The sequence below is a fragment of the Phytoactinopolyspora mesophila genome (assembly GCF_010122465.1).
Lineage (GTDB): Bacteria > Actinomycetota > Actinomycetes > Jiangellales > Jiangellaceae > Phytoactinopolyspora > Phytoactinopolyspora mesophila.
The window spans coordinates 374770-399429 of sequence record NZ_WLZY01000001.1 but is presented as its reverse complement, the minus strand read 5'-3'; the positions used below and the strand labels follow the sequence as shown (position 1 = coordinate 399429).

The 24660-nt window shown below is 66.6% G+C and carries 21 protein-coding genes; 11 read left to right on the top strand and 10 right to left on the bottom strand.

All coding sequences use genetic code 11. The features are described from left to right. Positions 1 to 159 precede the first annotated feature (159 nt). Positions 160 to 1356 (top strand): esterase-like activity of phytase family protein, encoded by a 1197-nt coding sequence (locus tag F7O44_RS01795; RefSeq protein ID WP_162448470.1) that lies wholly within the window; start codon positions 160 to 162, stop codon positions 1354 to 1356. Between the two features lie 177 nt (positions 1357 to 1533). Here F7O44_RS01795 and F7O44_RS01790 read toward each other — a convergent pair whose 3' ends face one another. Then, the gene (locus tag F7O44_RS01790; protein ID WP_162448469.1) at positions 1534 to 1851 is read right to left on the bottom strand and encodes a metalloregulator ArsR/SmtB family transcription factor; all 318 of its coding nucleotides are present in this window, start codon (positions 1849 to 1851) and stop codon (positions 1534 to 1536) included. A 219-nt stretch (positions 1852 to 2070) separates the two neighbouring features. Between F7O44_RS01790 and F7O44_RS01785 the strand changes: the two genes are divergently transcribed. Together F7O44_RS01785 and F7O44_RS01780 are read left to right on the top strand one after the other, a co-directional pair. Continuing rightward, positions 2071 to 2574 (top strand): hypothetical protein, encoded by a 504-nt coding sequence (locus F7O44_RS01785; protein ID WP_162448468.1) that lies wholly within the window; start codon positions 2071 to 2073, stop codon positions 2572 to 2574. Positions 2575 to 2614: 40 nt separating this feature from the next. Then, a complete protein-coding gene (locus F7O44_RS01780; protein ID WP_162448467.1) occupies positions 2615 to 5767 on the top strand; it encodes a BTAD domain-containing putative transcriptional regulator in 3153 nt (1050 codons plus the stop codon). Positions 5768 to 5770: 3 nt separating this feature from the next. Here F7O44_RS01780 and F7O44_RS01775 read toward each other — a convergent pair whose 3' ends face one another. The 3 genes from F7O44_RS01775 to F7O44_RS01765 form a co-directional block, all read right to left on the bottom strand. Further along, positions 5771 to 6607, bottom strand: a complete 837-nt coding sequence (locus F7O44_RS01775; RefSeq protein WP_162448466.1) for a DUF4097 family beta strand repeat-containing protein — start codon at positions 6605 to 6607, stop codon at positions 5771 to 5773. An 86-nt stretch (positions 6608 to 6693) separates the two neighbouring features. Next, positions 6694 to 7443, bottom strand: a complete 750-nt coding sequence (locus F7O44_RS01770) for an ABC transporter permease (RefSeq protein WP_162448465.1) — start codon at positions 7441 to 7443, stop codon at positions 6694 to 6696. Beyond that, positions 7440 to 8381: an ATP-binding cassette domain-containing protein gene (locus tag F7O44_RS01765; RefSeq protein WP_162448464.1), complete on the bottom strand. Its 942-nt coding sequence runs from the start codon at positions 8379 to 8381 to the stop codon at positions 7440 to 7442. The genes F7O44_RS01770 and F7O44_RS01765 overlap by 4 nt, the downstream gene beginning before the upstream one ends. A 343-nt stretch (positions 8382 to 8724) precedes the next feature. Between F7O44_RS01765 and F7O44_RS01760 the strand changes: the two genes are divergently transcribed. Then, complete coding sequence (locus F7O44_RS01760; RefSeq protein ID WP_162448463.1) at positions 8725 to 9420, top strand: TVP38/TMEM64 family protein; 696 nt, start codon at positions 8725 to 8727, stop codon at positions 9418 to 9420. Here the strand turns inward: F7O44_RS01760 and F7O44_RS01755 are convergent, their stop codons facing one another. From F7O44_RS01755 to F7O44_RS01740, 4 genes are read right to left on the bottom strand one after another with little or no spacing between them, the layout of a single operon-like run. Further along, on the bottom strand, positions 9421 to 10551 hold the full coding sequence (locus F7O44_RS01755; protein WP_162448462.1) for a sugar ABC transporter permease: 1131 nt from the start codon (positions 10549 to 10551) through the stop codon (positions 9421 to 9423). Beyond that, positions 10548 to 11660, bottom strand: coding sequence for a substrate-binding domain-containing protein (locus F7O44_RS01750; protein WP_162448461.1), 1113 nt, complete (start codon positions 11658 to 11660; stop codon positions 10548 to 10550). The genes F7O44_RS01755 and F7O44_RS01750 overlap by 4 nt, the downstream gene beginning before the upstream one ends. Then, the gene (locus F7O44_RS01745) at positions 11657 to 12358 is read right to left on the bottom strand and encodes a response regulator transcription factor (RefSeq protein ID WP_187361001.1); all 702 of its coding nucleotides are present in this window, start codon (positions 12356 to 12358) and stop codon (positions 11657 to 11659) included. Before F7O44_RS01745 ends, F7O44_RS01750 begins: the two co-directional genes overlap by 4 nt. After that, the gene (locus F7O44_RS01740; RefSeq protein WP_162448460.1) at positions 12351 to 14897 is read right to left on the bottom strand and encodes an ATP-binding cassette domain-containing protein; all 2547 of its coding nucleotides are present in this window, start codon (positions 14895 to 14897) and stop codon (positions 12351 to 12353) included. Before F7O44_RS01740 ends, F7O44_RS01745 begins: the two co-directional genes overlap by 8 nt. Positions 14898 to 15138: 241 nt before the next feature. On the opposite strand from F7O44_RS01740, the gene F7O44_RS01735 reads away from it, so the two are divergent. From F7O44_RS01735 to F7O44_RS01720, 4 genes are all read left to right on the top strand, one after another. Further along, positions 15139 to 16299, top strand: a complete 1161-nt coding sequence (locus F7O44_RS01735) for an ROK family protein (RefSeq protein ID WP_162448459.1) — start codon at positions 15139 to 15141, stop codon at positions 16297 to 16299. A gap of 139 nt (positions 16300 to 16438) precedes the next feature. Continuing rightward, positions 16439 to 17569 (top strand): sugar ABC transporter substrate-binding protein, encoded by a 1131-nt coding sequence (locus F7O44_RS01730; protein ID WP_425501355.1) that lies wholly within the window; start codon positions 16439 to 16441, stop codon positions 17567 to 17569. Between the two features lie 98 nt (positions 17570 to 17667). Next, positions 17668 to 18444 (top strand): ATP-binding cassette domain-containing protein, encoded by a 777-nt coding sequence (locus F7O44_RS01725; RefSeq protein ID WP_162448458.1) that lies wholly within the window; start codon positions 17668 to 17670, stop codon positions 18442 to 18444. Beyond that, positions 18441 to 19700, top strand: coding sequence for a sugar ABC transporter permease (locus tag F7O44_RS01720; protein WP_222850953.1), 1260 nt, complete (start codon positions 18441 to 18443; stop codon positions 19698 to 19700). The genes F7O44_RS01725 and F7O44_RS01720 overlap by 4 nt, the downstream gene beginning before the upstream one ends. A 72-nt stretch (positions 19701 to 19772) precedes the next feature. On the opposite strand, the gene F7O44_RS01715 is transcribed toward F7O44_RS01720, so the two are convergent. Beyond that, the gene (locus F7O44_RS01715) at positions 19773 to 21305 is read right to left on the bottom strand and encodes an HNH endonuclease signature motif containing protein (RefSeq protein WP_162448457.1); all 1533 of its coding nucleotides are present in this window, start codon (positions 21303 to 21305) and stop codon (positions 19773 to 19775) included. Between the two features lie 165 nt (positions 21306 to 21470). Here F7O44_RS01715 and F7O44_RS01710 point away from each other — a divergent pair, with 165 nt between their 5' ends. Next, complete coding sequence (locus F7O44_RS01710) at positions 21471 to 21815, top strand: hypothetical protein (RefSeq protein ID WP_162448456.1); 345 nt, start codon at positions 21471 to 21473, stop codon at positions 21813 to 21815. Between the two features lie 85 nt (positions 21816 to 21900). Continuing rightward, a complete protein-coding gene (locus F7O44_RS01705; RefSeq protein WP_162448455.1) occupies positions 21901 to 22632 on the top strand; it encodes a class I SAM-dependent methyltransferase in 732 nt (243 codons plus the stop codon). A 13-nt stretch (positions 22633 to 22645) separates the two neighbouring features. On the opposite strand, the gene F7O44_RS01700 is transcribed toward F7O44_RS01705, so the two are convergent. Continuing rightward, on the bottom strand, positions 22646 to 23146 hold the full coding sequence (locus F7O44_RS01700) for a MarR family winged helix-turn-helix transcriptional regulator (protein ID WP_162448454.1): 501 nt from the start codon (positions 23144 to 23146) through the stop codon (positions 22646 to 22648). A gap of 40 nt (positions 23147 to 23186) precedes the next feature. On the opposite strand from F7O44_RS01700, the gene F7O44_RS01695 reads away from it, so the two are divergent. Further along, the gene (locus F7O44_RS01695) at positions 23187 to 24458 is read left to right on the top strand and encodes an MFS transporter (protein ID WP_162448453.1); all 1272 of its coding nucleotides are present in this window, start codon (positions 23187 to 23189) and stop codon (positions 24456 to 24458) included. Positions 24459 to 24660 lie beyond the last annotated feature (202 nt).

The window sequence follows — 24660 nt, the reverse complement described above, 5'->3', positions numbered from 1 at the left end:
TCTCCGATCTGACCTTGCCGCTCGACCAGTCGGCCGAGGCTAGCAGGTGATGGACGAGCGCCGCGCGATCAAGCTCCTGCTCAGTCCGTGATGACGGCTCGGTGAACGTTGGGAAAGACCTCTGGCGATTCGACCGATCATCAAGAACGATCGTGAGCCATGAACTCGCCCAACGGTCACCTCCGGCACACCGTCCGCTCGCTCGTCACCGTCGGTGGACTGACCGGCCTAGCACTCGTGAGCGCAGCCGCTCCGGGAGTCGCAGGACTTCCCGCGGCATCGGAGCGCGCCGACTGGGATCTGCGCGTCGTCGGCGAATATGTCGTACCGAAAGGCGTCATTGTCGACGGTTCCTCCGTCGGTGAACTCTCGGGCCTCGACTACGACACCCGTACCGGGGACTGGTTCCTGATCGCCGACGACTCGACCGAGGGTCCGCCGAGGTTCTACCGGGCGCGCATCGACATCGATCAGGACGGTGTCCACGGCGTCGACTTCGTCGAATCGGTCGACATCCGCCGCACCGACGGCACCCTCTTCCCGCCGGCCTCGGACGATGATCCCGAGGTTGCCGACCCGGAGGCGATCCGGGTCGATCCCGCCAACGGGATGCTGTGGTGGGCCAGCGAAGGCAAACGAGTCGTGCCCAGCGACGGCGGCGAGCCTCAGCTGGTCGACCCGTGGGTGCGGCAGATGAGCCAGACCGGACGGCACATCCGGCAGACGAGTCAGCCCGAGACACTGCGGATGAGCCCGGACCAGGAAGGCCCTCGGCACAACCTGACGTTCGAAGGCCTGGATCTCACCGCTGACGGCCGTGAGCTGGTCACAGCGATGGAAGGGCCGCTGTACCAGGACGGGGGCGTCCCCACCGTCGACGAGGGCGCAATCGGCCGCCTGACCTGGTACAACAAACGCACGGGAGTGCCCGTACGGCAACACGCCTACGAGATCGGCCCCATTCCCGTGCCGCCCGTGCCCAGCGATGCGTTCGCCGACAACGGCGTCACCGAGATCCTGACCATCGACGAGCACCGCTACCTCGTACTCGAGCGCTCCTTCGCCGTGGGCGTCGGCAACAACATCCGCGTATACGAGATCGACGTCAGTGACGCGACCGACGTCCTGAACCGGCACCGCCTGGCCGACAGTCGCTACCAGCCGGTCGACAAAAAGCTCGTCGTGGACTTCGCCGACCTGGACCTTTCCCGTGTGGACAACATCGAGGGCATGAGCTGGGGACCTGACTTCGCCACCGGCGAACACAGCCTGGTGTTCGTCTCCGACGACAACTTCAACGACTCACAGGTGACCCAAGTGATCGCCCTCGCCGTCCGCAACGACCTGGCCCGCTGATCACCCACCGGTGAGCGTGCGGAAGTTCTCGAGGAACACCAGCCAGCCACCCTCGACGCCGGTGCGGAACTCCTGCCACGATGCCGTCGAACTGTTCGGTGAAGATCCGGAACGCGCGCTCTTGGGGCACGTCCACGGTGATCTGCTGCCGCACGGTGGTGAGTTCTTCGGTGGTGGTCATGGTTCCTCCTTGTCGGTGGTGTTCTCGGCGATGTTCTTGAAGTTCGACAGCGCTTTACTCCAGAGCGAGTCCAGCTCAGCACGTAGGGCGGCCAGCTCATTGGGCCGCGCGATGTAGATCCGTTGCCGCCCGTGTTTACGTACGTCGACCAGGCCGGCATCCAGCAGGATCTTCAGGTGCTGGGAGACTCCGGGCCGGCTCATCGGCAGGTCTTTGGCGAGTTCGGTCACCGAGTTCGGCTCGGCGGCAAGACGAGCCAGCAAGCCACGCCTGGTCGGATCAGCAAGGGCCACCCAGGGGTCTACTGTATGCACAATGCGTAAGCTATTACTTACGCATTTATCAGTCAAGACTCTTGCTTCCGAGGTGAGCAATCACCAGCAGAGCGTGCGAGAGCGACGCGAGACCGCCGGTCATGGATGTACCGACATCGCGGGGGTGATGGCAACCGCAATGTCGGTATCTTGACTGGGCACACGCGACATGCCGTCGGCGGAGCGCTCGCTGCGCACATCCACTGTCATCATGGGCTCGTGAATGAGAAGCCGACGGACGAAGAGTCGTGGAAGAGGTTGGCCGCTGCCCAGGATGCCTGGTGGAAACAGCGGGTGGCGGGGATGAAGGAAGAGACCATCCGGCAGAACAACCTGATGTATGGGGGTTTGATCGGGGTCGGCGTGGTGATGGTGCAGCCATTTCTGGCGGCCTCTACCGAGGTCATGGATCTGTCCGCGAAGATCTGCGTGATCGCTTTCTCCATCGCCGTGCCTCTGCTGGCGGCGCTGTTGATGCTCAACCGGCACGAGACTTACCGGCAGCGCGAGGCCACATCCATGCTCGTCACGGTCGCAAGGTCGGTAGCAGTCGCAAGCGCCGCGGTCGGGGTGGTGGCCGGCTTCTGGCACATCCTGCCCGCCGCCGGGATAGCGGTGCTGGCCTGCGGGTTCGTGGCGATCTTCGTCCATTCGGCGGGCTTCACCAAACTCGAACTCGCCCATGCCGAGGCAGCAGACGGCGAGGACCCGCCGCCCGAATGATGATGGGCCACCTGTCCCGCGGCCGTGGGAGAATCCGCTAGTGAAGATCGGGATGCTTGGATCGTTCGAGGTGCGCACGGACGACGGTTTGGTCGCCGACGTGCCGGGCGCCCGGTTGCGCGCGTTGGTGATCGCGCTCGCGCTCGACGCGGGTCGCGTCGTCCCGAAGGCCACACTCGTCGACTGGATCTGGGGTGAGCACCCGCCGTCCGACGCGGCGAACGCTTTGCAACGCTTGGTGTCACGTCTGCGCAAGGCGTTGCCGGACGGATCGATCGAAGGGCTGACGGGCGGGTACCGGCTGGCGATAGAACGCGAGGCGGTGGATGCCCTCCGGTTCGAGCGTCTCGTCGGTGAAGCCCGCGGCACGCAGGGGCTGGAGCGGGCACGTCTCCTGCGCGATGCCCTCGCGCTGTGGCGCGGCGCGGCGATGCAAGACGTCGGATTGGAAGACAGCGAAGCGTTCGACTCAGCAGTGTCCCGGCTCGAGGGTCTGCGCTTGACCGCGATGGAAGACCGGTTCGAGGCCGAAGTCAGCCTCGGCCGCGGTGGTGAGTTCGTCCCGGAGCTGACCGACCTGGTGGCCGCGCATCCACTGCGGGAGCGGCTGGTAGCTGCGCTGATGCGCGCGCTCGTTGCGGCCGGCCGGGACTCCGAGGCGCTGCTCCTGTACGAGCGCACGAGGGAGACCCTCGTAGACACGCTGGGTGTCGACCCATCGCCGGAGTTGTCGGCCCTACACGTCGCGTTGTTGCGGGGCGAGCTCGGACGGTCGGAGGACAACCGGAAGACCAATGTCCGTGCCGAGCTGACCAGCTTCGTCGGCAGGGACACCGACGTCACCGCGGTCCGCGAACTCATCTCCAAACATCGGCTGACCACCCTGATCGGACCGGGTGGCGCCGGCAAGACCCGGCTGGCTGCGGAAACCGCGCGGTCCCTGCTCGGCGACCTCCCGGACGGGGTCTGGCTGGTGGAGCTCGCCGCCAGCGGCGCCGACAGCGACGTGGCCCAGGCCGCCCTCGCCGGACTCGGGCTGCGCGATGCCCTGCTCGGTTCCTCGCCGAGCACGGACCCGGTGGACGGGATCGTCACCGCGATTCGTGACCGAGAAATGCTGTTGATCTTGGACAACTGTGAGCATGTGATCGAAACGGCCGCGAGGTTCGCTGATCGGGTTCTCGGTGAATGCCGGCGGCTGCGGATCCTGGCAACCAGCAGGGAGCCACTCGGCATCACCGGGGAGGCGCTGTGGCAGGTCGAGCCGCTGGCCGTGCCATCCGAGGCCAATCCACACGAAATCGCATCCTCCCCGGCTGTCCAACTGCTGCAGGACCGGGTCGGCGCGGTGCGCAAGGACCTCGGAACCGACGAACACACCTTGTCGGCAATGGTGCGGATCTGCCGGGCGCTGGACGGGATCCCCCTGGCCATTGAACTTGCTGCCGCCAGACTGCGAACGATGACCCTCGAGCAGCTCGCCAACCGGCTCGATGACCGCTTCCGCCTCCTGACCAGCGGAAGCCGCACCGCATTGCCACGACACAAGACGCTGCGTGCGGTGGTCGACTGGAGCTGGGAGTTGCTCACCGAAACCGAGCAGACGGTGCTGCGCCGGCTATCGGTGTTCTCGGGCGGGGCGAGCGTGGAGGCGGCCGAGCAAATCTGCATCGTCGCCGGCACTGAGCACCAGGACAGGATCGAACAAGACCAGGTACTGGGACTGCTCACATCGCTGGCCGAAAAGTCGCTACTGGTCACCACCGGCGATGAGGTCCCGCGGTATCGGATGCTCACCACGATCAAGGAGTACGCCGCGGATCGGCTGTCCGAGGCGGGAGAAGTAGACGAGGCCCGGCGCGCTCACCTGAAATATTTCACCGAGCTCGCCGAAACCGCGGAGCCCCACCTGCGCCGTGCCGAGCAACTGGAGTGGCTCGCCACCCTCGAGGCCGACCACGACAACATCAGCGCCGCTCTGCGGGCCGTGATCGCCGCCGGTGACGCACAAGCGGCCATGCGGCTGGCGGCCGCCACCGGGTGGTACTGGTGGCTCGGCGGACGGCGAACCGAAGGGTTGGAACTGCTCATCGCGGCCGCGAACCTCCCGGGCGAGGCGAGCGACGACGTCCGGGCGCTGACGTACGGGCTCGTGGTGCTCTTCGTGACCTCCGGGCAGGGCGACGAACACGTGGGCGCGGAGTGGATCGAGAAGGGGTATCGGTTCAGCCAGCAATCTCAGAACAACAACCCGCTGCTGGAATTCGCGATCCCGCTGGAGCGCCTGTTACACGCCCCGGACGAGGCATTACCCGCCCTTGAGTCGTTGCTGGAAAGCGCCGACCCCTGGGTACGCGCGATGGGTCGGTGGCAGGTCGCCAAGATGCGAGCCATGTTCGGCCAGAGCGGCGGGGATGCGCAGACCCAGCTGGAGCTGGCGCTCGCGGAGTTCCAGGCGCTGGGCGAACGGTTCGGGATGTCGTTGGCGCTGTCCGAGCTGGCCGGACAACTTGCCATGCGGGGCGAACTCGCCGGTGCCTGTGAGTACTACGAGCGGGCGATCGCGGCCCTCACTGAACTCGGCGCCGTCGAGGATGTCATCGAGGTGCGCACCCTTCAGGCTCAGTTGTATTGGCTCAACGGCGATCGGGAAGCCAGCGCGGCCGCCATCACTGAGGCCGAGCAGATCGCCGAAGGTGTCACCTGGCCATACGCACTAGTCTCCTTGGCGCTCGCCAAGGCCTTGCTCGCGCGGTGGCGCGGTGACGTCTGGGAGGCCCGTCAGCAAATCGGCCTCGCGTCCACCCTCTTGGGCGACGCGGCGGAGCAGCCGAACATCCGCGTACAGATCCACGACCTGCTCGGCTACCTGACCACCGATGTCCGCGAGTCCCGTACCCATCGGGTAGCCGCTTGGCAGGCGGCGTCGGAGTCGGGAGCTCCGTCCGTCGTCGCCCGGCAGCTCGTCGGGGTCGCGGACCTGGCCGTCCGCCTCGACCAGTACGAACAGGCAGCACGGCTGCTCGCGGCGAGCGCCGGCGTACGCGGATTGCCGGATCGTACCGATCCGGATGCGACCCGAATTGAGCAGGACGTGCGACGTCACCTCGGCGAAGCACGGTTCGCCGAGGTGACGCGGGAAGGTACGCAGGCGGACTGGTCTGAGCTCGCCGAGATCACGCTCGCTTCATGACGGTCAGCTGGCCGCACGCTGAACGGTGATGTCACCGTGCCGGGTGCGTGCGTAGACGGAGACCTTGGCGCCTGCTGGTCCAGGCTTTGCCTCCGACGAAACGAAGTTGTGCACGGCCCCTCGCTCGCTGTTGGCGTCGACCGAGGCGGCGGCGCCCTCACTGATGCCCACCTCGATGTCTCCCGAGCCGTTCGTCAGCTTCGCCCGACCGTTGCTCATTCGGCCGATCCGGATGGCACCCCTGCCGGTCGTGGCGGTGACGTGCCCGTCGGCGTGATCGATGTTGAAGTCACAGCTGCTGCTCCGGAGGCCGAGATCGGCCGCGGCGTGACCGATCCACATGGAACCGCCGGAGTTCATGAAGCCGACCGTGCCTTTGACCTCGCCGATCCTTGTGGTGAACGACGCACCGTCGACATCGGTGCGCCCGGCGATCCGGCCGATCGCGACGTCACCCGAGGCGATGTTGGCCTGTAGCGCGTCAATGGCGTCAAGCTGCACCCGCCCGGATGCCATGTGCAGCTCGCACTCCCCCAACGACCCGGCGGTGTGAACATCCGAGTGCGCCAAGTAGACGGCCAGACTTGACCCGGCCGGCAGCTCGATCGTGATCGCGACCGAGCCCCCTTTGTTTCCGGCCGTCTTCGTTCTCACCGAGAGTCGCCCGTCGGAGAAGTCGACCTTGGTGTTCTCTGCCACCTTGACGTCTTTCCTGCTCGCCTTGTTGATGGGCTCGACCAGGACCACGGTGTCGGTCCGGTCGCTCGCGGTGACCTGTACCTGCGCCCCGGCAACTTCGATCGTCACCGCGATCGGTTCTGGCGTGGCGAATGCGGGCATGACGATCTCCTGAGTATTCGATGTGTGTTGCCTGGCGGTCGTTGTCGCGGACCGGACACTCGCGCCACCGGTCCGCGACGCTGGGGTCACGCTCGCTTCTTGAACGTGGAACTTGCCCACAGGTAGCCGACGAGACCGATTCCGACGCACCACGCGACGGCCGTGATCGCATCGCCGGTGTCCGGCGCGCCGGCCAGCAGCCCGCGCATCGTTTCGATGATCGGTGTGAACGGCTGATACTCCGCAAACTGCCGCAAGCCCGGGCCCATGTTCTCGGCGGGTACGATCGCGCTGCTGAAGAACGGCAGCATGACCAGCGGCACGGCCGACATACCGGCCGTTTCAGGAGACTTCGCCGCCAACCCCAATGCGACCGTGAACCAGCCGGCCGCGACACCGAGCAACACGACGATGCCGGCCACGCCGAGCCACTCGAGGAATCCAGCCGCCGGGCGGAATCCCATCAGCAGTGCCACCCCGACCAGAGCGGTGATGGCGACCACGTTGATCAGCGTGCTCGCTGCGACATGACCAGTCAGCACCGCACTGCGGGGGACGTCCATGACCTTGAACCGGTTGATAATGCCTTTGGTCATGTCGGAATTCACCGACGTCGCGGTACCCCCCAGCCCGTAGCAGATGGCCAACAGAATCAGCCCGGGCGTCGCGTAGTCGATGTAATCGATGCCCACGTCGAAGGTGTCTCCGAACATGTACACGAACATCAAGAGGATCACGATGGGCATCACGACCGCGTTGAAGACCGAGGTCGGATTCCGAGTGATGTGTTTGAAGTTGCGATTCAGCATCACCACCGACTGAGGCTTGTTGCTCATTTCGCGTCCACCTCCGTGGAGTGGCCCGTCAGGGCGAGAAAGACGTCATCGAGGTCCGGCGTGTGGACGGAGAACTCCTCGGCATCGAGCTCATGCTCGTCGAGGCGATCCAGCATCGCCCGCACTGATTTCGTGCCGCCATCGCTGGGCACCCGCAACGTCAACTCCGCGTCGTCTCGGGTCGCGCCGCTCAGCAGCCGCGCTGCCGTGTCGAGCTCGGCGACGTCCGCGAACCGGAAACGGACATGTGTCCCGGGGATTTGGCGCTTGAGCTCGTCGGGCGTGCCCTGGGCAACCAACCGGCCCTGGTCGAGGACCGCGATGTGGTCGGCGAGCTGGTCGGCCTCCTCGAGGTACTGGGTGGTGAGGAATACCGTCACACCGCCGGACACCAGGTCACGGATGATGGACCACATCGTGCGACGGCTGCGCGGGTCCAGTCCCGTTGTCGGCTCGTCCAGGAAGATGATCCGGGGGCTGCCGACGAGCGTCATGGCCAGGTCCAGTTTCCGGCGCATACCGCCGGAGTAGGTCGACGCGGGTTTCTGCGCCGATTCCACTAGATCGAACCGCTCGAGCAACTCGGTGATGATCTGCCGCCCGTTGCCGGAGATGCTCCGGTTCAGATCCACCATCAGCTGCAGGTTCTCCTGCCCGGTCAGGAGCTCGTCGACCGCCGCGAACTGCCCGGTGACGCCAATCGCCGCGCGCACCGACTTGGCCTCGGACTCGACATCATGCCCGGCGATGCGGATGGTCCCGCCGTCGGCCTTCATCAACGTGGTCAGCACGTTCACCGCCGTCGTCTTGCCCGCCCCGTTCGGGCCGAGCAACGAAAACACCGTCCCCGTGCCGACTTCTAGGTCTATGCCATCGAGGACGATCTTGTCCCCGAATGCCTTTCGCAGCCCGGTGGCCGCAATCGCTGTGTTCGTCATGTGACCACCATCGACGGCCCGGCTGACACCGACCCGTCACGGACCTGTCACGGCCACTGACACGACGTTCTCGCCTCGTCGCGGCGCGCCTTCCTGCATGTCCATCCTCGCCCCCGTTGATCATGGGCAGATGGCGCCTTCTCGACGCCGAATAGGTGTCAGGTGCCCATGATCAACGGGGAAGGGCCGGCCACGGCGGCACTGGCCACGGACACCGGCGGCCGCGTTTGGCGCAGATGGGCTCGCTCCGGGAACGAGACAGTGCGCTCCGGAAAGGCTGATAGCACCAAACGCTCCCTTCCAGGCAGGATGGAACAACAGGGGCAGGGACTTCAACACGCACATGGAACGCGACGTGACCGATGGCGGCCGAGAAGACGCCACCCACAAGACCCCACCCGCGGTCTGGTGGCGGCTCATCGCGCTCGGTGTTCTGCTGGGCGGCGGCCTGCTCTTGTGGCTTCTATTCGGGTGGCCAACCCAGCAAGATATCTCTTCCGCGCTCGAGAACTCCGGCCTGTGGACACCGGTGGTTTTCGCCGCCGGACATGTCGTCGCCACGTTGCTGATGCTCCCGAAGAACATCCTCTCCATCGCAGCTGGCCTGATGTTCGGCATGCCCGGCGGCGCGTTGCTGGTCTGGGCTTCGGCGATGGCAGGAGCCGGTACGGCATTCTGGATAGGGCGGTACCTCGGGCGCGACGGCGTCGAACGGTTCACCGGCCGTCACCTGCGGCGGCTCGACCAACTGGTCGAGCGGCACGGCGTACTGTCCGTCCTGGTGGTCCGACTGATACCGGTGATCTCGTTCTCCACGGTCAACTACGGTTGCGGCGTCACCGCTGTTCGGTTTCCCGCGTACCTACTGGCGACCGCGGTAGGCATCGTGCCTGGCACCGTCACCTACGTCGTGCTCGGCGCCTACGGCACCCAGCTGGCACCATGGCAGTTGATCCTCGCCGTCGGCGCTCTCGTCGCGCTCTGCGTGGCCGGACTGCTGGTGGCTCGCACTAGACGTCACAAGCCGGTTGATCCATGATCACGCCGGCCGCACCACTTTGGCCCGGCGCATCAGAGTGTCCAGTCCCACGGCCACGGCCAGTACCAGGCCCGTCGTTATCAGCCGGACCGCGGGCGAGGCGCCCAGCAGATCCAGGCCGTTGGCCAGCGAACCCACCACCAAGCTGCCGAGTAGGGCCGACCACACCGACCCGCGCCCCCCGAACAGGCTCGTGCCGCCGATCACCGCCGCGGCGATGGCCATCAACATCACGTCCGTGCTGCCCGACGACTGATTGACCGCGAGCAGCCGGGACGCGGCAAGAATTCCACCAGCGACAGCCAGCACGGATGCCAGCGTGAAGACCACCATCCGAACCCGGTCCACCGCGATGCCCGCACGGCGCGCGGCGCTGGCGTTGCTCCCGATCGCCACCGCGTGCCGGCCCAGCCGGGTCCGCCGCATGACTATGTCTCCGCTGGCGAGCAAGACGAGGAACAGCACGACGGCGAGCGGCACGCCGCGATCAGCGTTGAAGACCATGACCGCAACGACGGCACCCACACTTGCGGCGGCCCACGGCCAGGCGAGCCACATCCGCCCGGTGCTCCCCTGCCTCGACCGGGTGCCGGCCACCACGACGGCGGCCACCGCCACGCCGAACGCCAGAACCCAGCCAAAGGCAGGCGGCAGGAATGTGCCGGCAATCGCTCGTAGATGCGAGTCGTCGGTGAGGTTGACCGTCCCCGTGTCGCCCAGGACCAGCAGCAGAGCGCCCTGCCACGTCAGCAACCCAGCGAGGGTTACCACAAACGACGGCACACCGACACGTGTCACCATCAAGCCGTGCAGCAAGCCCACTACAGCGCCCACAAGTAGCCCGATACAGATGGCCAGCAGCGCGGGCCACCCCTGCTTGATGGCAAGCACCGCGGTCACGGCGGCGCCCAGCCCGGACACCGCTCCCACTGACAGGTCGATCTCACCGATCAGAAGGACAAGCACCACACCGACGGCGATCGTGCCGACCGCCACGATCTGCAGCATCAGGTTGGTCAGATTCACCGCCGACAGGAAACGCGGATTAAGGGCGCTCATCACCACCCAGACAGCGACCAACGCGAGGAACGGTGCCCAGCGACCGGCGCGCAGCAGAGTCAGCTGGATCATGGCGCCGGCACTCTCACGTCATACCCGGCCGGTGAATCGATCAGTCCGGCTTCAGTGCATTCGCGCTCGAGACCGCCGCAGATCTCTGCGATGGACCAGAACCCGTCGGCGACGACCGTCGATCCGATCGTCTCGCGCGTCACCGCCTGCGGTTCCAACAGCAGGGCCGCGACCATTCCGTTCCCGCTGTCAACCCACGCCGAACGCACGCCCGCCGGAATCTCACCGGTCTCGGCGAGGCCGATCGAGAGTTCGGCTGCCACTCTGGCCTGGGTCCGCACAGCTTTGTAGACCGTCATGTGCTGCTCACCGGTGAGCACCCGCCGTACCGCCGCCAGTTCGGCATCCTGCCCGGTCACCGGCGGCAGGGGATCAATGCCGGCAGCCTTCATCGCGGCGATCGCACCGGCCGCCATCCCGTCGTTTGCCGCGTAAACACCGGCGACCCGGTCGCGGCCGAGAGTCGCGAGTGCCCGTTCCATCGCTTCTTGGGCTTTGTCCGGTGACCAATCCAGGACGTCGGTCTCTACGCCGATCCTCACGTCACTGCCGTCGAGCACGAGGCTGGCGCCGCTGCGGAACAACGCCGCGTTGTCGTCGGTGGGCGAGCCGTTGAGCACCACCAGCACCCCGTCGTCCCTGCGGTCAGCCACCGCATCAACCAGGACCTGCGCCTGCAATGCGCCAACCTGCTCGTTGTCGAAGGTCACGTGGAACGCCACCGGCGCGTCGAGCACGAGCCGGTCGTAGGAGATCACCGGGACCCCCGCTGTCTCGGCATGGCGCGCGATGACCGCGGCGGCAGCCGAGTCGACCGGGTCGAGGACCAGCACGTCGGCACCGTTGGTTATGGCTGCCTCCGCTTGGGCTTGTTGCCGCGCGGCGTCCTGACCGGCATTGCTGACCAGGGTCTCGCATTCGGGGCAGAGTTCGTGGACCCGCTCGACGAACGCCGGGTGATCGTGCGACTCGTACCGTGCGGTCTTGCTCTCGGGTAACAGAAACGCGATCCGGTACGTCGCGGCGGCCCCGCCGTCGTCGTCGAGGCCGCATCCGGCCAGTCCCAGCGCCACGATCGCGGCAATGATCACGGCCCCGGCGCGGATCATTGCCGCACCGCGGCAAACCGATAACCCGCCCGTGGCTCGGTCACGATGAGGTCTGGGCCGCCCGCTGTCTCGAGTTTGGCGCGCAGCCGGGCGATATAGACCCGGGTGTACTCGGTCTGGGTTTCGTAGCCGCTCCCCCACACCCGACGCAACAGCTCCGCGTGCGACAGCAGCCGTCCCTGGTTGGTCGCCAGCTCGTGCAGCAGAGCGTATTCCGTGGGCGTGAGATGCACATGCTCGCCGGCCTTCGAGACCGACTGCGCGTCGAAGTCGATCCGGACATCACCCACTTCGATGACGGACATGGCCGAGCTGCCCCGTGGCGCCGGCCGGGATCGGCGCAGCGTCGCGTGGATCCGGGCGAGCAGCTCATCGATGCCAAAGGGCTTCGTCAAGTAGTCATCCGCGCCGAGATTGAGGGCACGCACCTTGTCCGTCTCGCCCCGACGCGCCGAAAGCACGACGATCCCCACGTCGGAGCGTTCGCGGATCGACCGGCACAGCTCGAACCCATCCAGCTTGGGCAACATGAGATCCAGCAGCACGAGGTCCGGCGCGGATTCCCCCAGCTGCGTGATCACATCGGCGCCGTCGCGCGAGACCATGACGCGGTGCCCGCGCGCGAGGAGATTCGAGCGCAGCAGATCCACGATGTTGCGGTCGTCCTCGACGATGAGAATCCCGGTCCGGTCATCCATGACGTGATACTCCCGGGGCATCCGCGGACGGACGTTCAACAGGATCGAAGTCGACCGGCTCGATGGGCACAGTGACGCGGAACGTCGTGGGCGACCCGGGTAGCAGCTCGCAACTGCCGCCATGGGCCTCGGTGATGCCACGGGCGATGGACAATCCGAGCCCGGCGCCGGTGCTCTCCTTGTGCCGCACCCGCGGCTCGAAGAGACGGTCGACGACGTCCGGCGGAACGCCGTCACCATCGTCGCTGATCAACACCTCCATGGTGGCGCTGGCGACGCCTCGAGCCGCCGTGACACGAACCTCACCGTGGGGATCGCCGTGGCGGACGGCGTTCTCCAGCAGGTTGACGAAGACCTGCTCGAGGCGATCATGATCGGCCCAGATGGGTTCGAGGTCATCCGCGGCCCGGATCCGGATCCGGTCCCGGTCCGGGACGCAGCTCCGCGCGGCCTCCAGCACGAGGCGCAAGTCGGTCCAGTCACGACGAAGACTCAGCACCCCGGATTCGATCGCGGAGGAGTCGAGTAGATCATCGACCAGCCGCTCCATCCGCGCGGACTCCGTGGTGATCGCGGTGAGGAACCGCTCGACGGACGCGGCGTCCCAGGTGAGGTCCGGCTGCAGGAGGGTCGAACCGTATCCACGGATCGCGGTGAGCGGCGTGCGCAGCTCGTGGCTGAGCTGTTGCAGCAGCTCGCGCTGGAGATGTTGGGACCGCCGCGCTGCCGTGGCCTCGCGGCGCGCCCGCTCGAGGCCCTCGCGCTCCAGCGCCAGAGCGAGCGACCGCCTGGCGTCGTCGAGCAGCTCGAGTCGGTCGCGACCTGGCTCAGCCTGATCGGCCCACTGGCTGATCAGGATGCCCTGCCCCTCGGGGAGCGGCAACCCAGCGACGGCCAGCCCATCGCTCAGGCGCTGCGCATCTGAAGCGGAACTCGCGGCCTGTTCCGCGAGTTCGCGCAGGCGATCAGCGGACGCGCCGTCGAGGTCGATCTCCACCCACGATGGCTCCGCTCCCCCAACCTCTGGGACACCAGCGACCAGGACGCCCACGGCCGACGCCCCTAGTCCCCGGCACAGCGCCAGCAGTGCAACTGACAATCCGCCGTCAACCCGGTCCGGTCCCGCGAGCGACTCGAGCATGGCTCGTAGGGACTCGAGTATCTCGTTTCTCCGGCTCACCTCATCGATCAGTTGCTCGCGCTCGATCGCCGTCGCGGCATGGCCGGCGTACAAGGACACCAGCTCGGCTCGGTCCGGGTCGAGACGGCCCGCGGAGGTGCTGAAACCGGTGATGGTGCCAAGGACACCGGTCGACCCGATGATAGGTGTGGACCACCCACTCCGGACGCCGGCAGCCGTTGCCAGCTGAAAGAACCCGGACCAGGCTGGGTCGTCGCTGGCGTCATCCACCACGACGAGCTGCCCCGTGGCGGCCGCCGTGCCGATCAAACCTCCGGCGCTACCTGGAGCCACCTCGAGGGTGACCTCAACCAGTGGATCGGGTAAGCCGATAGCTGCGGTGCGCCGCAGCACGGTGCCGCCAGGGGTCGGCTCGAGCAAATGCACACACAACATGTCCTGGTCGAGGGCGGCCGCTGTCGCCGAGACGACGAGCGGGAGTGACGCGGCCGGGTCGGCCGCCGAAAGCTGCTCGACCAGGCTCTTGAGCCTGTTGAGCTGACGGCGCGCGGTGGACTCCGATTCGATGCCGGACATCAGTGCGGCGACGTCGTCGACGTGGACCTCAGCGGGCGACACGGTCGCGACGATCCGGCCATGGCGCAACACCAGAATCCGGTCGGCGAGTAAGAAGACCTCCTCGAGATCATGGCTGACCAGAAGGATCGCCTGGCCGGCATCACGAAGCTCCCGGAGCAACTCCACGACGGCGGCGCGCCGCATGGCACTCAGCGACGCGGTGGGTTCGTCGAGCACGAGCAGTTCCGCCTCGGTCGCGATGGCACGAGCGAGCGCGACCTCTTGACGTTCGCCGCGGGACAGCGTGTCGACGCGTGCCCGCACATCGCTGAGCTGTGACCCGAAGCGGTCGAGAGCGTTGCGCGCATCGGTGGCCATCCGGTTCTCGGCCAGCAGCCCGCGCGTGTGCTCCCGGCCCAGGAAGATGTTGGCGACCACATCGAGGTCTTCACACAGACCCAGGTCCTGCCAGGTCACCGCGATCTGCGGTGGCGCCGTACCGGCACGCTCCCGGGCGGGCCGGATGTCGATGCGGCCTCCGTCGATCTGCGCGTACCCGGCGATGCAGCTGACCAGGGTTGATTTGCCGGCTCCGTTCTCGCCGACTACGGCGACGATCTCCCCGTGGTGGACGCTCAGAGTTATCTGATCAAGGGCCCGGAGCCGCCCGTACCACTTGGTCACTTCTCTCATCGAGAGCCGGACCTCAGGGTGAGGACGGTCGCCGACGCCGGCCACGCCCGCATCATCCCCCGGCAAGCGGGGGCCGGCTACGTCATGGGTGCCAGACGTCAGCGCAGTCGCGGCTCGCGCCGTGCGATGCGCTCGGCTGGTCCTCATGCGTGCTCCATCGCATCGGTACAGAGACTGACATCGGGCCTGCGAAGCCACCGGGCCCGAGGAGCCGCCCGCGATGGCTGGTCGTGCCGCATGATGATAGTCCGTCCTGGCGCGGAAACCATGCCCGCCCGAGAATTGGTCCGCACCAATCCGAAGCGTCTAGAGTGGCAGTGTAGCCTTCAGATCATGACGGCAAAGCCCTCGCTGACACACATACCCACGCCGGCAAGGCGGAAGTAACGTGGAATCCGGCCCTGGATCGCTGTCCGGGTTGCGGCTTGCCAACCGGCAGCGCCTACTCGAGGCGCTCCAAGACGGAGGCGAGATAAGTCAGGCCGAACTGGCCCGCATGACTGGCTTGTCGGCCGCCACGGTGTCCGGGCTGGTCCGCACCCTGAGCAGTGAAGGCGAACTCGTCGTCACCAAGGGTGTCTCCAACGGCCGGCGCAGCCGGATGGTCAAACGCTCACCCCGGCGTCGCCGGTACGGGATAGGCATCGACGCCGGCCGGACACACGTGCGGGTGGTCGTGGGAACCGACGCTGGTGACGTCCTGGCCGAACGAGCCACTGAGCTGCCCGCATGGCACAACCCGCAGGCCGCGCTCGACACGATCGGCCCGCTGGTCGACGCCGTCCGCGCGGACACGGGCATCGAGCAACACCACATCTCGGGTATCGCGATGGGAATCCCGGCGCCGGTGGACACCTCAACCGGAGCGGTGACGGAAGCGGCGATCCACCCCGCGTGGGTGGACGTCCCCCTGCAGGATGAGCTCCATCGAACCTTCGGCCGTCCGGTAGTTGTCGAGAACGACGCCAACCTCGGTGCGATCGCTCTGGGCAGCCACCCCGAGCGGCAGGGAGCAGTGGTGTTCGTCAAGGTCGCGCAGGGAATCGGCGCTGGGGTCGCGGTGGACGGCCAGCTCCTGCGCGGCCACTCCGGGGCGGCGGGAGAGATCGGCCATCTCACGCTTGACCCTCGGCTGGCGATCGTGTGCCGCTGCGGACGCCGTGGCTGCGTGGAGACGGTCAGTTCAGCTGAATCGATCCGGTCCGCGTTGGGCACGGCGCTCGAGCGCGATCTCGTCCTCCAGGACGTGCTCGACCTTCTGAGCGCGGACAACCCCGTTGCCTTGCATATTCTCGAGGAGGCTGGAGAGACGCTCGGCCGCGCACTCGGCTGGCTCGCGATGATCCTCAACCCAGCCGAGATCGCCCTCGGCGGGCCGTTGACGGCCGCCGGCGATGCCTGGCTCCAACCCGTCCGGCGAGGGTTTCGCCGCGCGGTCCTGCCCGGAGTCGCCAGCACGACGCACCTCATGCTCTCGCCGCTAGGAGAACGCACGGTGGCGGTAGGCGCGCTCCTCGCAGGCCTGATTGGCGCCCGCTCGCCAGATTGATGGCATGAAAAGAATCCATTAACAAGATGTAAACGGCATTGCGTTTGAGGCTTGACGCCAACCGGACCCGCGCTCAGACTCATGGCCACGCAACAGACGTGGTACCTCGTAGCTCTGATCCGGGAGGACACTTGTGAACATCTCGTCTCGCCGCGTCGCGCGCACCGCGCTAGCGGCCAGCATCGCCGCCGGGCTGACCTTGGCCGCCTGCGGCACCGACGATGGCAACGCTGAGAACGACTCGGAGTCGACCAGCAACGATACGACCGAAGAGGGAGCTGCCACGGTCGGTGTGATCCTTCCCGATTCGGCTTCGTCTGCACGCTGGGAGACTGCCGACCGGCCCCTGCTCCAAGAGGCCTTCGACGCCGCCGGCGTCGAGGCGGACATTCAGAATGCCGAGGGCGAGACCAGCAACTTCCAGACCATCGCCGACGGAATGATCAGCGCCGGCTACGACGTGCTGCTCATCGTCAACCTCGACAGCGAGACCGGCAGCGCGGTCATCAGCAACGCTGCTTCGGCCGGCATCCCGGTCATCGACTACGACCGGCTCACCCTCGGTGGTGGCGCGGAGTACTACGTGTCGTTCGACAACGTCGCTGTCGGCACCGCGATCGGCGAAGGCCTGGTGACCTGTCTGCAGGAGGACGGTGTCACCGACGGTGACGTGGTTCTGCTCAACGGGTCTCCTACGGACAACAACGCGACCTTGTTCAAGGAGGGTTACGAAGCCGCGGTCACCGGCGCGGGCTACGGCATCGCCGACGACCAGTCGGTACCTGATTGGGACAACACCGAAGCCGGCACCATGTTCGAGCAGATCTTCACCGGAACAGGTGGCGAGTTCGTCGGAGTCGCAGCTGCCAACGACGGTCTGGGCGGAGCGGTGATCTCCGTGCTCGACCGCAACGGACTGGCCGGATCGATCCCGGTGACCGGTCAGGACGCCACCGACGAAGGCCTCCAGCGGGTCCTGCTCGGAACGCAGTGCGTGACCGTCTACAAGGCGGTCAAAGCCGAGGCCGAGGCGGCCGTCGAGCTGGCGGTAGCGCTCGCCCACGGTGATCGGGAGGCAGCCGACGCCCTCGCCGATGCCACCGTGGAGGACACCGAGACCGGCGAGGACGTCGCCTCGGTCCTGCTGACCCCACAGCCGATCTTCGCGGACACCGTGAAGGACGTCGTGGCCGACGGCTTCACGACCGCGGAGAAGCTCTGCACCACCGAGGAGCTCCAGGCGGCCTGTGAGGAGTACGGCGTCGAGTAGTAGCCGAGCGCTCCCTCTGTGATCATCGGCATTCTCCGTCTCGCCCATGGGCGGAGAATGCCGATGATCACGCCGACATTCGAGCTGAACGAGGTGCAATGACAGAGAAGCAGCCCGTGCTGACGCTGCGCGGCATCAACAAGAGTTTCGGAGCGGTCCATGTCCTCAAGGATGTGGAGCTCGACGTCTATGCGGGAGAGGTGCTGGCGCTCGTCGGAGACAACGGCGCCGGCAAGTCGACCCTGATCAAGGGGATCTCGGGAAGCCAGCCCTTCGACACCGGCTCCTACAGTTTCGAGGGTCGCGAGGTCAGCGTCCACAACCCGAAGGACGCGAACGCGCTGGGCATCGAGGTCGTCTACCAGGACCTGGCGCTGTGCGACAACCTCGACGTCGTGCACAACATGTTCCTCGGTCGCGAGCTACGTTCCAGGGTGGCGCTCGACGAGACCACGATGGAGCAGAAGGCCGTCGAGACATTGCGCGGCCTGTCGGTGCGGACGCTCCCGTCGGTGCGGATGTCGGTTGCCAGCTTGTCAGGTGGCCAGCGGCAGACGGTGGCGATCGCCCGCGCCGTGTTATGGAACAGCAAGGTCGTCATTCTGGACGAGCCCACGGCCGCACTGGGGGTGGCACAGACCGAACAGGTGCTGAACCTGGTCCGAGGGCTCGCGACCCGCGGGCTGGCTGTCATCTTCATCTCGCACAACATGATCGACGTCTTCGAAGTCGCGGATCGGATCGCGACTCTGTACCTCGGTCAGATGGCCGCCCAGATCCCCGCCGCTGACGTCACGCATGCACAAATCGTCGAGCTCATCACCGCGGGACGCAGTGGCAACCTCGGCCTACCGGCGAAGGAAGTGGCGGCGTGACCAAGACATCGGTTCTCGAGGCCAGCGAGGTCCCTGTCGAGCAGACCTCGATCCGGAGCTCTCTGCGTGGCTACTTCTCCCGGGTGCGAGGCGGCGAGGTCGGTGCGCTGCCCGCGATTCTCGGGCTCTTGTCGCTGATGGTGTTCTTCACCGCGATGAACCCCAATCGCTTCGCGTCCTTGCTGAACTTCGCCAATCTGCTCAACCAGAGCGCGGCGATCATCTTCATCGCCATGGGCTTGGTCTTCGTTCTCCTCCTTGGGGAGATCGATCTGTCCGCGGGGGTCGCCGCTGGTGCCTCCGGTGCGGTCCTCGCCGTCCTGATGACCCACCACGGCGTTGCCTGGCCGCTCGCTCTCGCTGCCTGCCTCCTGGCCGGAGCCGTGATCGGGCTCACCATCGGCTTGATCGTCTCCCGGCTCGGGGTCCCGTCATTCGTCGTCACCTTGGCCTACTTCCTCGGGCTCCAGGGGATGATGCTGTGGGTGATCGGCGAGGGCGGAACCATCCCGGTGCGCAGTGACACGATCTTGTCAATCATGAAGAGCAACGTGGCGCCGGCGTTGGGATGGGTGTTCACCATCCTCGTCGTCAGCGGCTACGCGGCTGTGACACTCAGCGGTGCGCGCAAGCGGAAACGCCGCGGGCTTCCGGTGCAACCACCGTCGATCCTCGGATTCAAGATCGGCGCGTTCGCCGTGCTGGCCGGCGTCGGCACCCACTTGCTCAACCAGGAACGCAGTGTGAACCCGGAGCTCACGTCCTTGAAGGGCATGCCTTACATCGTGCCGATCACCACGGTGATTCTGGTCGGCCTGACGTTCGTGTTGTCCCGGACCGCGTTCGGCCGGCATATCTACGCCATCGGGGGCAGCGTCGAGGCCGCCCGCCGGGCGGGTATCAACGTGGGCCGCGTCAAGGTCATCTGTTTCATCATCTGTTCGACGATGGCGGCCAGTGCCGGCGTCCTGTTCGCCTCTCGCGACAATTCCATCTCGCCCTCCACTGGTGGCTCGATCACCCTCCTGCTCGCGGTCGGGGCCGCCGTCATCGGTGGCGCGTCGTTGTTCGGCGGCAAAGGCAAGGTGCGCGATGCGGTGCTCGGCGGCTTGGTCGTCGCCACCATCGCCAATGGGCTGCCACTGATCACGTCGGCTTCCTCGGTGCAGTTCATCGTCACCGCACTTGTGCTGCTCCTGGCGGCGGCGGTTGATGCGCTGTCTCGTCGACGCGCGGCGGCCACGGGACACGCCTAACGTCCGAGGCGCCTCCTACTTTCCGGTCGGCGGACCGCGCGCATGTGTGCTGGAAGGTAGGAGGCGACCCGCTCAGAAGGGTGGGTCGCCCGATCCGGCCGGTGGCGCCTTCGCGGACTCATACCCTCGATCGCGACGTGATGTAGCTCCTTCCCACGCGTCTGGAGCGATGCGCGGAAAACTGATCACCGATGAGTGTCCGGTGGGGCTTGTCCAGCGCTGCCGCCCCTCACCGAGATGCTCGACCGTCCACCCGGCCCGATGTTTTTGCACATGACAGGCCTTACACAAGGCCGAGCAGTTGCAGGCTGAGGTCGGTCCGTACGGCCAGGGGCGACGGTGATCGATCTCGCAGCGCTGAGCTGGGCGGTGGCAACCTGGCATCAGACATTCACGATCACGCAGAATCACGAAGTCCACCAAAGCTTGCGGGGGCTCATAGCGAGTGGTGCCGTAATCGATCGCGTGGCCACCAGCAGGAGCCGTCCCGACCCACGTCCACACACCAGCGGCTGCCAGACACCGCGCCACATCAGGGTCGATAGGACCATACCCATCCAGATAAGCAGGATGCTCGTCCAAGCCCAGCAGCGTGGACATGGGCACCGTGACGTTCACCGTGACCGGGCGACCATGAGCCTTGGACAACCGGGTACCCGCCGGCACACCACAGGCCGTGCATTCGCGGCCGCCGAGGTGTCCAGCAGCCAACGACAGCCAGCCGAGTGATGCGAGCGCATCCGCGCGCCGCTGCCCCTTGGTGCCCGGGCCCTGCCGGGTGCGCGAACCACCCGTGGCACCGTCGGAAGCGGCACCGTCGGAAGTAGCACCGTCGGAAGTAGCACCGTCGGCAGGCCGTGCCGAATCTTGGCCGGCGCCCCTGGCTGCGCCCTCGGACTCAGCGGCGGCGTTGATCGCGGCCATCACCGCGGTGGCTTCTTCCGCCGGCAGATAGGCAATCAGCCAGGCCATGCCATCCTCACCAGGCTCAAGCCACACGTCGCGGCGGTCACGAGCCTCGCGGCGGCGGCGTTTGGCTCCCGCGGCGTCAAGCTCATGCAACAACTCGTTGACCACGCGGGACAGCTTCACCTCGGTCCAGATATGTACAAACGGCAACACAGCTTTCTCGATCAGCTCCGCTACCTCGGAGTCACACTTGGCCAGGGCGCGGGTCAAGATACGAGCCTTGGCCACGTCGAGCCGTCCCTCGAACAACGCCTGGTGCACCGCGGGGTACTTCTCAACCAGTACAACCGACTGGTCCACCAGCTTCTCAGCCTGCGGCTTGGTCCACGGCCGCACGGCACACAGCGCCGCGGCAGTAGCCGGGACCGGATGCAACGACGCGAACTGACCGCCCCCGTCATCCGGGCGCAACTCGCGGCGGTGAGTCAATTCGGCGGCCGCCTCAGCTTGCTTCGCCGCACACCAGGCCATCATCCGCTCCCACGCTGCCACCACATCAGCCAACTCACGCACACCGAGTTCCCCGGGCGAGACAGCATCGAGAATTGCCGCCAGGCGAGTGCCGGGCGCCATTCCCGCGACTCCGGACCGGTCCACTCCCGGAACCGGCCCGCCCGGGCGACCGAGTTCATTCAAGGTGTCTGGATCATCGAGACCTGGGCCATTGGGATCTGAAACGTTGGGATCTGAAACGTTGGGACCTGAACAATTGGGACCTGAACAATTGGGACCTGGACAATTGGGACCTGATTCGTCGGCGCCTGGATCATCGGTCTCCAGTCCATCCGGCCCGGCATCCGGGTGAAGCACATCGAAGCCAAGGTCTCCGAAAACGTCCTCACCATCGGCCACGTCAGCCAGCGACCCAGCGATCGGCTCCGACCGGGCCAGCTCGGCAGCTACCAACCGCACCCATTCCGCGTCGACATCGCACGCATCAACACCACCCGCGGGCTCGGGCCCATCCGGGACGGCGAGGTTGCCATGCGAATCACTCATACCTACAAGATAATCGAACGTCAGTTCCGCTTCAATTGTTTTACCAGCTTTGCCGCAACTTCCGGATCGAATTGGCGCATCCCCGCGTCGCGGCATCAGGTCGTCCCGCGCGCCCGGAGTCCGCGCCGCCGCTGCACCGACCGTTGAGCAGGCCGGCCAGCGTGCCGTGGCGACGACCACGCGGAGACGAAAACCCGTCGCACCACGAGCGCCAAGTCGATAGTGTCGCCGGATGCCGGACGAAATATTCGCCCACCCACGCCTTGCGGCCATCTACGACGCCTTCGACGGGCCGCGCGACGATCTCGAGACCTACCTGGGCATCGCCGAAGAGCTGAACGCCCGCCAGGTACTCGATGTCGGCTGCGGCACGGGATCGCTGGCGATACTGCTGGCCGGCACCGGCCGGACCGTCGTCGGGGTGGATCCGGCAGCCGCGTCACTCGATGTCGCCAGGTCGAAGAAGGGCGCCGAACGGGTCACCTGGCTGCATGGCGACGCAACGTCGGCACCAGCCCTGGGCGCCGACCTCGCCGTGATGACCGGCAATGTCGCCCAAGTCTTTCTCACTGACGACGACTGGTCGGCGACGCTGCGCGGCATCAGCGCCGCCTTGCGCCCACACGGATTCTTCGTGTTCGAGACCCGGCGCCCCGAATACCGCGCATGGGAGAAGTGGGCGACCGACCGATCCGCTCCCGTCACCGTCGACGTTCCCGGGATAGGAGATGTGGAGGAGCACTTCGAGATCACCGATGTCAGCCTCCCCCTCGTGTCCTTCCGCTGCACCTACCGATTCCACGCCGACGGCACTGTACTCACCTCTGATTCCACTCTCCGGTTCCGCGACCGCGACGAGGTCGAATCGGCCCTGACGGCTAGTGGCTTCCGCGTTCGCGACGTGCGGGACGCCCCGGATCGCCCAGGCCGCGAGTTCGTCTTCGTCACCGAACGCGCCGCCTGAACCGCCCGCGGGGTCAGCCTTCCCGCCCTTCCAGGCGCGCGGCGAGCGAGAGCAGCAGCGACGCCAACTGCTCCTGCTGCTCGGCGGAGAGCGTCGTGAGCAAAGCACGTTCGTTCGCCAGGTGCTCTGGAAGCAGGCGCTCCACGAGGTCAGCGCCCTTGTCGGTGAGCGTGATCATCCTCGAGCGGGCATCCCGAGGGTCCGCTTCACGGATGACGAGCCCCTTCGCTTCGAGCCGGTCGATCTGCTTGGTGATCGCTCCGCTGGTGACCATCAAGGCGGATCCGAGGTCACGGGGGGTACGCGAGTACGGCTGACCTGCCCGGCGCAATGCCGCCAGGATGTCGAACTCGCCGTTGCCGAGACCGGCGTCCCGGAAAGGCGGCCGGAGGGCGACATCCATCATCTCCGCCAGCCGGTGGATCCGGCCGACTACCAGCATGGGCCGCAGGTCGAGTTCCGGCATCTCGCGCTCCCATTGTTCAACGATCTTGGCGACGGCATCAGTGGTCATGACTTGACTATACGCTTCCATGGAAGCAATAATTACTTCCATGGAAGCGACTACAGCGGCTGACGTGCCCGCCGCCTCATCTCAGTTCAGCGATGCCGCACTACGTGTGCTGGCTCGCGCGCAACTGGTGAACTCGCTGGGCGATGGCGCCTTCTACGTGGCGTCGGTGCTCTACTTCACGCTCGTCGTCGGCCTGTCCCCGGCACAGGTCGGCCTCGGGCTCAGCCTCGCCTGGGGCCTGGGGTTCGCCATGTCGGCACCGATCGGAACCGTGGCCGACCGCGTCGGCCTGCGGCGCAGCGCCGTCACCCTCGCATGCCTGGTGGCCGTCGGCCTGGTGCTGCTGGCGTTCGCGCCCGGCTGGGCCGGTTTCCTGGCGGCGGTGTGCGTCTACGCGGCAGCGCAAAGTGGTCTCGCCGCCGTTCGCCAAGCGCTCCTGGTCGGGATGGTCGACGCTCGAGACCGCGTCAACGCCCGCGCCCGCCTCCAGGTGCTACTCAATGCTGGGCTCGGCATCGGTGCCGCGCTCGGCACCACCGCCTTGATCTTTGGCACCGAAGCAGCCTTCGTGAGTTTGCTATTGGCCGACGCCGGGCTCTTCGTGCTGACCGCCTACATACTCTCCCGACTCCCCCGACTCCCCCGTCACAGCTCGCCACGCAGAGCGCCCAGCGCCCAACGACCCCGCGCCAGCAGCGTCCTGCGAGACACGCGGTACCTCACCGCCACCTTGCTCAATGCCGTGCTGTACCTCTACATGCCCTTGTTGAGCGTGCTGCTCCCGGTCTGGATCAGCGAAAGCACCGCCGCACCCTCGTGGACCATCGGCCTACTGTTCGTCACCAACACCATTGGCGTCGTCCTACTTCAGCGACGCGTGGCGCGCCGCGTGGTGAGCCTGCGCACCGCAGCCCGGTCCGTGCTGGTCGGTGGCATCCTATTGGCTGCGGCCTGCGCCGTATTAGCCAGCTCGTCCGTCCTGTCATCACCACAGCTGGCCGTACTCGTCCTGGTGGCTGGTGTCGTCGTGCTCGTCGTTGGCGAAACGCTCATCGCCTCCGGCTCGTGGGAGGTGGGCTTCGCCCTCGCCAACCCCCAACATCCTGGCCAATGGCAAGGCATGTACCTCAGTGGCATTCCCCTGGGACGAGCCGTCGGCCCGCTACTCCTCCTCGGCTGGGTTCTGGCCAACTCGACGGCCGGCTGGCTCGCGCTCGGCACGCTCTTCGTCGTCTGCGCCGCCGCCCTCGCGGCCGTGGCGACCCGCTGGCCCCGTCCCGGTCGAGCGGCAGCTGTCACTTCGCACCCCTGATCAACATGTGCGAGCGGACGAGCGGAGAATGGTTCAGAGGCCGCGCAGAATGGGGCGCCTGACAGCGAGCGGGGGCGAGCGCCTGGATGGCAAGGCGGAGGAAGGAGTCGCACTGGGTTTGTGCGACGACTGACGATCAACGCCTTCCATTCTCGGACAGCTGGCATGCTCCGGCCCGCGAGCCAGGCGACTCCCATTCTGC